This window comes from Wolbachia endosymbiont of Drosophila barbarae (genome assembly GCF_044752445.1).
In the GTDB taxonomy this organism is placed as follows: Bacteria; Pseudomonadota; Alphaproteobacteria; order Rickettsiales; family Anaplasmataceae; genus Wolbachia; species Wolbachia pipientis.
In genome coordinates this window covers 1-4,291 of record NZ_JBIXJM010000186.1, presented here as the reverse complement: position 1 = coordinate 4,291, position 4,291 = coordinate 1, and the positions used below count along the sequence as shown (strand labels likewise).

The 4,291-nt window shown below is 36.4% G+C and carries 4 protein-coding genes and 1 pseudogene; 1 reads left to right on the top strand and 4 read right to left on the bottom strand.

All coding sequences use genetic code 11. The features are described from left to right. Positions 1-132: pseudogene (locus ACIPNH_RS06755) on the top strand (IS3 family transposase); the annotation flags it as partial. Between the two features lie 48 nt (positions 133-180). Here ACIPNH_RS06755 and ACIPNH_RS03915 read toward each other — a convergent pair. The 4 genes from ACIPNH_RS03915 to ACIPNH_RS03900 all read right to left on the bottom strand — a co-directional run bounded on the left by ACIPNH_RS03915 (position 181) and on the right by ACIPNH_RS03900 (position 4,070). Further along, positions 181-1,584: an NAD(P)H-dependent flavin oxidoreductase gene (locus ACIPNH_RS03915; RefSeq protein ID WP_182365528.1), complete on the bottom strand. Its 1,404-nt coding sequence runs from the start codon at positions 1,582-1,584 to the stop codon at positions 181-183. 252 nt (positions 1,585-1,836) lie between these two features. Beyond that, a complete protein-coding gene (gene coaE / locus ACIPNH_RS03910; protein ID WP_006280338.1) occupies positions 1,837-2,424 on the bottom strand; it encodes a dephospho-CoA kinase in 588 nt (195 codons plus the stop codon). Between the two features lie 295 nt (positions 2,425-2,719). After that, positions 2,720-3,898 (bottom strand): ribonuclease D, encoded by a 1,179-nt coding sequence (locus ACIPNH_RS03905; RefSeq protein ID WP_264329865.1) that lies wholly within the window; start codon positions 3,896-3,898, stop codon positions 2,720-2,722. A 37-nt stretch (positions 3,899-3,935) separates the two neighbouring features. Beyond that, positions 3,936-4,070: a hypothetical protein gene (locus ACIPNH_RS03900; RefSeq protein WP_010962423.1), complete on the bottom strand. Its 135-nt coding sequence runs from the start codon at positions 4,068-4,070 to the stop codon at positions 3,936-3,938. Positions 4,071-4,291 lie beyond the last annotated feature (221 nt).

Below are 4,291 nucleotides of genomic sequence, written 5' to 3'. Positions count from 1 at the left end.
TTGATACTTCACAACACTCTGCTCAACAAACTAGAACTGCAATATTTGAATACATAGAAATTTTTTATAACAAACAACGTCACTATTAACTATTGCATTCCAGAACAATTTGATGCATCATTCTTTTTGTAAAAAACATTCCACACTTTCTCTCCACTTTTTCTGGGTAAGGTTACTGACTCAATACCCAGTCAATATCCTTTCCACCAGTTCTTTTACTGCCGGTACGTAGCCATTCTCATAAAATGGATCTTGCTTAAATTTGTACACATTGTGCCCGGAAAACATGAGTTCGTTCTCAATATCACCATCGTGTATAACGTTTTGCAGTGTTTTTTGTATGCAAAAACTACGCGGATCTGGCTTTCGTCCTGTTGAATGGTCACCATGATCTTTCCAATTGCTAAACAAACAATGACTTAAGCATCCCATACAATTGATTTGATCTTGTCTTATCTCTGCAAACCTGCCTGGCGTCACAAAAATAACAGTTGTATCTGGAGTTTTCATTGCTTCTGTATACCCTGCTTTAGTCCATGTATTTGCCAGTTCTTTGTCTTTTGCAGTAAGGTAGATCTTTCTACCTCTGCTACCCATTGCAAATTCATTATTAAATTCTTCGCTAGCATTTTCTGAAAACTTTATTTGACGTGAATTCCGTTCCTGCAACTCACGTATGAAGTTATTTTTTACTGCAGATGAGTAAAACCCTGTTGGACTGAATTTATTTAAAAATACATCACCTTCTTCTAAAGTGAGTAGCTTCTTTTTCCACTCTGCAGAAATTGGGCTTTCTTTCGTCAAAAGTGGACGAGTGCCAAACTGAAAAGCTATTGGTCCAATTTGCAGATTGTCAAACCAATGTTCCCAATCTTTCAAATGCCACACTCCTCCTGCCATAACAATTGGTGTTTCTGAAAGACCGATCTCGTTCATGAAAGATCTAAGCTCTGCAACTCTTTCAAATGGAGCCTGTGGTAGCTCTGGGTCTTCACTGTTACTCAGTCCATTGTGCCCTCCAGCAAGCCATGGATCTTCATACACTACTCCACCAAGCAAATAGGAAGATATTCTTTGGTAAGCACGCTTCCATAATGCTTTAAAAGCACGCACCGATGAGATAATAGGGTAATAATAAACCTGATATTTAGCTGCAATTTCTCCAAGCCTATAAGGCATACCAGCACCGCAGGTAATACCATGAATCAAACCTTTCGCTCCTTCTAATATGCCATGAAGTACGCGTTCTGCTGCTCCCATCTCCCAAAGTACATTCATGTGTATTCTTCCATGACCTTTTGATATTTCATTTGCTATTCTTGCCTGACTAATTCCAGCTTCAATACTATACTCAATCAATTCACTATGCTTTTCATTTCTTGTTTTGCCTTTATAAATTAGTGGCACTAACTCGCCATTATCATCAATAAGCTTAGCATTTGCACCAGAAAATGTACCCACAGCATCTGCTGCAGCAAATGCTCCGCTTGATCTTCCATCACTAACTGCAATGCCTTTGCCGCCCTCGATGATTGGCCACACTTCCTTTCCTGAAATTACTATCTTTTTTATCTTATTTTTCAAAACTTCCTCGCAATCTTTCACTCTATTTTACTTAATTACTAAAAAAATGATAGCTGTTTATTTTTTCTTGTATCATTAAAGCTTCTATAGCTACTCATGCTGTTGTAGTTTGAGAGCAGTTCCCATCGGAAGGGTGTCATTCCAGTGCTTGACACTGGGATGACAGGGGAGGGAGGCTGCTGGGATCCTGACAACCGTCATCCCGCTGCTTGTTAGCGGGATCTAGAGATACCGCGGCGGTATGACGTAGAGCTACGTGTTTAGGTTTAATGAATCCACTATATCTTTTACTTGAGAAAAAACATACTCTTTGCTTACACTGGTATCGATAATAAAGTCACTCATCTTCCTTTTCTCCTCAATAGATAACTGAACATCGGAGATTAGATTAAGCTTTTCTTTATCTATGTTGCGTTCGTTAAGTCTTTGAGCTTGCACAACGCTATCTGCATGAACAAAAACAATAAGGTCGCAATATAAATAAAATTTTGTTTCTAATAGAAGTGGCACATCTAAAACTAAAAGTTTTCTATCGATCTTTTTTTCCTTGGCAATAAAAAATTCTAATTCACGCAGCACAGCAGAGTGAACCAAAGATTGAAATTGTTTCCAATTTTCATCGTAGGCTAAGAAATATTTAGACAGTACTGTTCTATCTATTTCACCATTTACTACCACTCCAGGAAAATTTTTCTCTGCATAACTTATTATGCTTTTATCCACTTTATAAAGTTGGTGTACAACAGAATCAGCATCAAATACAACAGCACCAAACTCTTGAAAGCAATTAGCTACAAAGCTCTTTCCTACCCCAATTCCGCCTGTTAGACTTATAATCATATAACAAAATACATTCGACTTCTTTTGAAACTATAGCTAAGGTTTCTCTATATATATTAACTAGATTTTCTAGATCCCAGTGTCAAGCACATAACTATACGAACATTGCAATTTGTAGGTGGTGTCATCCCAGTCTGGGATCTAGCTTTTATGTTGTATAGTGCACAATCAATTTTCCTGGATCGAAGTAGTCAGGGCTACTTGGATGACACCCTACTTAACCGTCATACCGCCGCGGTATCTCTTAGCCGCTAACACGTAGCGGGATGACGATTGTCGATAAATCTAAGTTACTTTAGCAACAGTTATTCTCTACCAAATTACTCTGAATTTTGGTTATATTATTTGCGGATTTCACTGCTGAAATCTCAAATTTTGAGCTTGTGTTCAAAAATGATTCAACTGACCTGCCAAAAAAATCATATCTCCACCCCTTGAATAATTTATCTGTCTGTCTAGATATTGACCAGGTTAACTCATCTTTTGAAGAAACTAATTTCCTTGATATGTTACTTTCTTTACATTTACTATCTAAAATAATTGAGAGTATATCAAGTACAGATTTGTCATAATTACTCGATAAGGTATTGTTTTGCTGCATCCAATTTCCCTCATTTTCATTAAAAATATTCACAAACTCTAGTAAATCTGCATCTTTTATATTTTTTGCATTCCTCTTGAGATCATCTAAAATCTCATCAACATGCTCTATATTTTTTTCAATAAAACCAGCTATTACAGCGTTATTGATTATTTTATTACGGTTCATATTATAGCGCTGTGCTAAGGTTTCTTGCCACTCACTAACTGCTTTAACAGTTAGTATCAACCTTGGATTTACTTCATAATTAAATTTCATCCTCTTCCATGCATCTTTTGGATTATGTAAATACTTATTTATATTAACTATTGATTCCATCTCTTCTTGAAACCAACCCATCCTATTATTTTCTTCAAGTTTATTGCACAATATTTGGTGTAGGTCATATAGGTGTATCACGTCGTTTATTGCATAGTCTAACTGATCCTCGGACAACGGACGCCTTAACCAATCTGAATTTTTAGCTTTAATTTTATCCAGTGCTATTCCTTGATATTGCTCCACTACTTTTGAGTAACCAATAAAGTCATGATAATAATGACAAAACATAGCAGCAACTTGGGTATCAAAAATGGGAGTGGGAATACATTTAAACACAGTGAGTAAGGATTCTATATCCTGCCGGCAGCTATGAAACACTTTGGTTATCCCCTGATTTAGCATTATTTTCTTAATGAATGATAAATCAATTTCTGGCACTAGTGCGTCTACAATAAAACTCTTCTCTCCGTAAGAAATTTGAATTAACGATAATTTTGGGTAGTAGATTAAATTATTTCTAATGAACTCCGTGTCAACTGCTATAAATTTTGGCTTTTTTGCTATCAACCCCTCACATATGTCCTCCAGCTCCGACGTTGTATTAATTAACATATGTTTTTTATTCAGTGGTTCTACTTTACCACTTATATTAAATTTTTGCAATTAATGACTTCTTGCAGAACTTTCTATCACTCATTGGCATCACACAAATAGCCTTTTCCATCCCAATCCCAGTGCTTCCTTCTCCTGTCATCCCAGTGCCCTGACTACTTGGATCTAGCAAGCTTTGCTTGCAAATAAGTCTAATACGCGTCGCGTTTTATGCCAAAACACAATTAGAGTTACATGCAAAATAGATCCCAGACTGGGATGACAAAAAAAGGAGCACTGGGATGACGATTGTCGTTTAGCTATAAATATTAAGAAATTTACCGAATAAAAAAAAAGGCAAAAGAAGCCCTGGGGTTATTATCCGCTTTAAAATATTGGCGTTTTTTATGTTTT